Genomic DNA, 6679 nt, shown 5'->3' with positions numbered 1-6679 from the left:
CCCCAATTAAAAGTAGAATAAACTCCTTCGTTTTGGTCATCGTTCATTCCATAGGTTTTGTTAGCCCAAAAATTCTTGAATGCTTTTTGCACTACATATTTATGATAAAAACCTCTATCTCCATCATTTGGACCGAAATCATGATCGTCCCAAATGGCAAAATTTTGAGTTTTTGCTAACAATTTTTGCATTTCTTTTATAGAACGAGAATGTGTGTAACGGTAGTTTATTCCTGTTTGAGAATCCCAATCGGCTTCACGCAAATAAATATTGTCACCACCCCAAATCATTATGTCAGGGTTTTTTGTGGCTATTGATTCATATATTGAATAACCACTACCATAAGGTTTTCCAGGTCTGTCAAGTGCTTCTTCACTAATATAATTGCAACTTCCTACAGCCACCGAAAAATCTGGCGCATTCTCTCGCCATTGCCATAATTTTTTTGACGAAAAAGAAGTTTCATAAGGTAAACTAATTTTTTTTCCATCTATAAAAACGGTGTAATTGTATTTCTTACCTTGCTGTAATTTGTCCAAAACAATATGATAGGTAAATCCAACATCTTTAGTAGTTGTATGTGTATTAGAAATAAAGATTTCTTTTGGGTTATCAATAGAAAAATATTCGATTTTCACATTTGCTACTTTGCTCGTTTGAAGCCAAATCATAGCTTCTTTCATTTCGCAATATCCTACCATTGGACCTGATTGCAAAGTATTATTTTGAGCTAAACTCACAAAAAAAGAAAAGAACAAGAAAAGAAATAATTTATTTTTCATTTTATTTTTATTTAAAATACAAAGTAACGAAATGAAAATTCGAAAAACTACATTCTTTTAATTACTAAATCATTAAAAGAACACCCTAACAAACGGCATGAAAGCTTCTCCATATACATTATCGTTTTTATTGAACAATACATTGTATCTTACGCCTAGTGTAATATTATTGGTTGAATAACCAGCGCCTAGAAATAAAGCCGTATTCCAACTGTCTCGTGAAGGCATTGCAAGCTGCGATTCAAAAGTAGTATTTACACGTAATTGCTCCAACTCGACAGAAAGTTGTAAAGCTTCCACAGGATTAACCAATCCTATTAAACTTCCTCCATAAATATATGATTTGTAGGAATCTCTAAATGAAACATAGCTCCCTTGTAAACCAATACCCGCAGAAAAATAGTTATTAACCCGATAAACAGCACTTGGAGAAACAGAAACAGACATTCCATTGTTTCCTAAATTTAATCCTAATCCGCCACCAAAACTAACTTTTTTCCAAAACTCGTTTTTTACAAGTTCTGTTTTTTCAACAGCTGTAGAATCTTGAGCAAAACTTGAAAAACAAAAAATAAATAGAGAACAAACAAGTCCGAAAGTAGTTTTAAATTGTTTCATATATAAATGTCTTAAATTTCAGGTTATAAAAATATAAAAAAACAAATGTATTTGTTCTAAATGTTTTACTTTTGCTACAAATTTAATATAATTTTCATTTAAACGAGAATATGGATAGGTTTTCCTTTTTAAACGCAGCACACACCGAGTTTTTCGCTCAATTATACGACCAATATACAGAAAACCCAGACAGCGTTGAGCCTTCCTGGAGAAGTTTTTTTCAAGGTTTTGACTTTGGAATGACAACGTACAACGAAGAAAAGGCTATTTCTCAAATGTCAAATATCGCTGTTGCGAATGTGGACAACGGTCAAATTTCGGATAAAATCACCAAAGAATTCAATGTTTTGAAATTGATTGATGGCTACAGAACACGTGGACACTTATTTACCGAAACAAACCCAGTTCGTGAACGCAGAAATTATTACCCAACATTAGAATTATCCAATTTTGGATTGTCAGATACCGATTTGAATACCGTTTTTGATGCTGCAAAAATTCTGGGACACCAGCCAAAATCATTAAAAGAAATTATTACGCATCTGCAAAACGTGTATTGCCAACACATTGGTATCGAATATATGTATATGCGTAACCCAGAAGTCATTCAATGGGTTCAGAACAAGTTAAATATCAACGATAATCTTCCAAATTTTGATAACAATCAAAAGAAAATTATCCTCGAAAAATTAAACGAAGCCGTTTCTTTCGAAAACTTTTTACATACCAAATATGTAGGTCAAAAACGTTTCTCACTAGAAGGTGGCGAATCGATAATTCCTGCGCTCGATGCATTAATTGAAGCCGCGGCCGACAAAGGTGTGGAACAATTCGTAATGGGAATGGCACATCGTGGTCGTTTGAATGTTTTAGCAAATATTTTTAGAAAATCGACCCAAGATATTTTCTCGGAATTTGACGGTAAAGATTACGATCAAGAATATTTCGATGGCGATGTAAAATACCATTTAGGACTAACTTCCAGCCGAAAAACACGTTCTGGAAAAAGCATCAACATCAATCTCGCACCAAATCCATCGCATTTAGAAACCGTTGGAGCCGTTATCGAAGGAATTACTCGTGCTAAACAAGACAAATATTTTCCAAACGATTTCTCTAAAGTTTTGCCAATTGCCGTTCACGGTGATGCTGCAATTGCGGGACAAGGAATTTTGTATGAAATTATTCAAATGGCGCAACTCGATGGTTACAAAACGGGTGGAACCATTCATATTGTCATCAACAATCAAGTTGGTTTTACGACTAATTATCACGACGCAAGATCTTCGACCTATTGTACCGATGTTGCAAAAGTTACACTTTCGCCTGTATTGCACGTAAATGCTGATGATGCTGAAGCCGTTGTTCACGCAATGCTTTTTGCACTGGATTTCAGAATGCAATTCGGACGTGACGTTTTCATCGATTTATTAGGCTACAGAAAATACGGTCATAACGAAGGCGACGAACCTCGTTTTACGCAACCATTATTATACAAAATCATTGCAAAACATAAAAATCCAAGAGACATTTATGCTGAGAAATTGCTTTCGCAAAATGTAATCGATGGTAATTTTGTAAAAGAATTAGAAACCACTTACAAACAAGATTTAGATGACAATCTAGAAGCATCACGTAAGAAATCATTGACTGTAATTACTCCATTTATGCAAGACGAGTGGACAGGATTTGTCCAGGTTTCGGACGATGTAATGCTACAAAAAGTAGATACTACATTCGATAAAAAAGAACTAGACACAATTCTTGAAACTATTTCAACATTGCCATCAGACAAGAAATTCATCAACAAAATTTCAAAAATTGTCAATGACCGAAAAGCAATGTATGATAACAACACCATCGATTGGGGAACCGCCGAAACCTTGGCGTATGGCTCGCTTTTGACTGAAGGTTATGATGTTCGAATTTCAGGACAAGATGTCGAAAGAGGAACTTTTTCACACCGTCACGCCGTTGTAAAAGTCGAAGATTCCGAAGAAGAAGTAATTTTATTGAATACTATAAAAGGTAAAAAAGGAAATTTCAATGTTTTCAATTCGCACCTTTCAGAATATGGCGTTTTAGGATTTGATTATGGTTATGCACTTGCAAATCCGAATGCGCTAACGATTTGGGAAGCACAATTTGGCGATTTCAGTAATGGCGCACAAATTATGATTGACCAATACATTTCGTGTGGCGAGGACAAATGGAACAACCAAAACGGAATCGTTTTATTATTGCCTCACGGATACGAAGGACAAGGCGCAGAACATTCATCAGGAAGAATGGAACGCTACTTACAACTTTGCGCAAGACACAATATGGTTATTGCCGATTGCACCACACCAGCAAATTTCTTTCACTTGTTACGACGTCAAATGGTTACTAAATACCGCAAACCATTGGTGGTTTTCACTCCAAAAAGTTTGCTTCGTGATCCAAGATGTGTTTCAACACAAGAAGAAATCGCAAATGGACAATTTCAAGAAACCATCGATGATATTTCGGTAAATAAAGCAAATGTTAAAACCTTGGTTTTCTGTACAGGAAAATTCTATTACGACATCACAGCCGAAAGAGAAAACTTAAAAAGAAACGATGTTGCAGTGGTTAGAATCGAACAACTATTTCCATTGCCGATCGAACAATTAAAAGCAATTATTGCCACCTATCCAAACGCAAACGATTATGTTTGGGCACAAGAAGAGCCGAAAAATATGGGTGCATATAGTTTTATGTTGATGAATTTCGATTTCATCAAATGGAGATTGGCATCATTAAAAGCATACGCAGCACCAGCCGCAGGAAGTTACACAAGAGCCAAACGCCGTCACGCCGATGCGATTCGAATGGTTTTTGACAAGGATTTGTTTAGATAGTTTTAGGAGCCAAGAACCTGCTTTTCGCTTCAATCTTTTCTTTTTTTAAAGAAAAAAAAGAAAAGGATTTCCGCTTCAATCAGGGCTAAAAATAAAATATAATTAAAATATAAAATTCATCATTTAAAATAAAAATACAATGATTTTAGAAATGAAAGTCCCATCACCAGGGGAATCAATCAAAGAAGTTGAAATCGCAACTTGGTTAGTAAAAGATGGCGATTATGTAGAAAAAGACCAAGCCATTGCTGAAGTCGATTCAGATAAAGCAACACTAGAATTGCCAGCAGAAGCCAGCGGAATTATCACGCTAAAAGCAGAAGAAGGTGATGCCGTTGCCGTTGGAGCCGTTGTGTGTCATATTGATACGGATGGCGTAAAACCATCCGGTTCTACACCTGTTGTTGAAGCAAAACCAGCTACCGAAGCTCCAAAAGTAGAGGCGAAAGTGGAAACTGTAAAACCAGTTGCTGCACCTATAACTTATGCTGCGCAAACACCTTCTCCAGCTGCTAAAAAAATATTAGACGAAAAAAACATTCAACCATCTGAAGTTGTTGGAACAGGAAAAGAAGGTAGAATCACTAAAGATGATGCTGTAAATGCAGTGCCATCAATGGGAACGCCAACTGGTGGAAGTCGAGGTTCGGAACGTTCAAAATTATCGATGTTGCGTCGTAAAGTTGCCGAAAGATTAGTAGCTGCAAAAAATGAAACCGCTATGTTAACTACGTTCAACGAAGTTAATATGACTCCTATAAATAACATTCGTAATCAATATAAAGACGCATTCAAAGCCAGACATAATGGTATTGGTTTAGGATATATGTCATTTTTTACCAAAGCAGTAACTCGCGCCTTACAATTGTTTCCTGATGTTAACTCAATGATGGATGGCGATTACAAAGTGGCTTATGATTTTGCTGATATTTCTATTGCGGTATCTGGTCCAAAAGGTTTGATGGTTCCTGTGGTTCGCAATGCCGAATTATTAACCTTCCGTGGTGTTGAAGCAGAAATCAAACGTTTGGCAATTCGTGCTCGTGACGGTCAAATTACGGTTGATGATATGACTGGCGGAACATTTACCATCACAAATGGTGGCGTTTTCGGAAGTATGTTATCGACACCAATTATTAATCCACCACAATCTGGAATTTTAGGAATGCACAACATTATCGAGCGTCCAATTGCCGTAAATGGTCAAGTGGAAATTCACCCAATGATGTATGTGGCACTTTCTTATGATCATAGAATTATTGATGGACGTGAGTCCGTAGGTTTCTTGGTTGCTGTTAAAGAAGCATTAGAAAACCCGTTGGAATTATTGATGGGTGGAAATGCTTTGAAGGCTTTGGAACTTTAAAATTTGAAATAAGCTTTAATTTTTTTAAATATTAAATCCCAAATTCCAATTCAGGTTTTTGGGATTTATTTTTTTGTAGTTTTACCAAATATGACACAAAACAAAAAATCCCCAGCCATTGGTTTCATTTTCATAACGATGCTAATAGACATTATTGGTCTTGGCATTATTATTCCAGTAATTCCAAAATTAATATCAGAATTAATTCACGGTGATATTAGCGAAGCAGCAAAATATGGTGGTTGGTTGCTGTTTGCTTATGCCATAACACAGTTTGTGTTTTCTCCATTAATTGGTAATTTGAGCGATAAATTTGGTCGAAGACCGGTAATTTTGATTTCATTATTTGGTTTTTCTCTAGATTATTTGCTTTTGGCATTTGCTCCAACTATAACTTGGCTCTTTATTGGTAGAATAATTGCAGGAATTACGGGCGCAAGTATCACAAAGGCTTCGGCATATATTGCTGATGTGAGTACACCAGAAAACCGAGCTAAAAATTTCGGGCTAATAGGTGCTGCATTTGGAATGGGTTTTATTATTGGCCCAGTAATTGGGGGGTTTCTCGGGCAATATGGCTCAAGAGTTCCGTTTTATGCCGCAGCCATTTTATGTATGCTCAATTTCTTATACGGTTTTTTTATTCTTCCTGAATCGTTAGCCAAAGAAAATCGTAGAGATTTCAATTGGAAACGAGCCAATCCTGTTGGTGCCATTTTAAACCTAAAAAAATATCCAACTTTAATCGGTTTAATTTTAGCGACATTTATTTTGTATGTGGCCTCGCACGCTGTGCAAAGCAATTGGAGTTATTTTACGATTTATAAATTTGGTTGGGACGAAAAAATGGTTGGGATATCACTTGGAGTTGTTGGACTTTTGGTTGGTCTTGTTCAAGGCGTATTAATTCGATATACGAGTCCTAAACTTGGCAATAAAAAAAGTATTTTTATTGGGATGGCTTTGTATTGTTTGGGTATGTTATTATTTGCTACAGCATCAGAAAGTTGGATGATGTTTGTATTTTTAAT

At 35.9% G+C, this 6679-nt stretch carries 4 protein-coding genes and 1 pseudogene; 3 read left to right on the top strand and 2 right to left on the bottom strand.

The window, feature by feature from the left end; genetic code table 11:
- Positions 1-782: pseudogene (locus RMO70_RS07170) on the bottom strand (alkaline phosphatase family protein); the annotation flags it as partial.
- A gap of 72 nt (positions 783-854) precedes the next feature.
- Positions 855-1400 carry a hypothetical protein gene (locus RMO70_RS07165; RefSeq protein ID WP_310555743.1) on the bottom strand — a complete coding sequence of 182 codons (546 nt, stop codon included), beginning with the start codon at positions 1398-1400 and terminating at the stop codon, positions 855-857.
- Positions 1401-1510: 110 nt separating this feature from the next.
- On the opposite strand from RMO70_RS07165, the gene RMO70_RS07160 reads away from it, so the two are divergent.
- The 3 genes from RMO70_RS07160 to RMO70_RS07150 all read left to right on the top strand — a co-directional run.
- Positions 1511-4282 carry a 2-oxoglutarate dehydrogenase E1 component gene (locus RMO70_RS07160; RefSeq protein WP_310555742.1) on the top strand — a complete coding sequence of 924 codons (2772 nt, stop codon included), beginning with the start codon at positions 1511-1513 and terminating at the stop codon, positions 4280-4282.
- Positions 4283-4421: 139 nt separating this feature from the next.
- Positions 4422-5648: a 2-oxoglutarate dehydrogenase complex dihydrolipoyllysine-residue succinyltransferase gene (gene odhB / locus RMO70_RS07155; protein WP_310555741.1), complete on the top strand. Its 1227-nt coding sequence runs from the start codon at positions 4422-4424 to the stop codon at positions 5646-5648.
- 90 nt (positions 5649-5738) lie between these two features.
- Positions 5739-6679, top strand: a 941-nt coding sequence (locus RMO70_RS07150) for a TCR/Tet family MFS transporter (RefSeq protein WP_310555740.1), incomplete at its 3' end; no start/stop codon positions are given.

It is taken from the genome of Flavobacterium sp. (assembly GCF_031422135.1).
Lineage (GTDB): Bacteria > Bacteroidota > Bacteroidia > Flavobacteriales > Flavobacteriaceae > Flavobacterium.
This window is presented reverse-complemented; position numbering and strand designations above follow the sequence as displayed.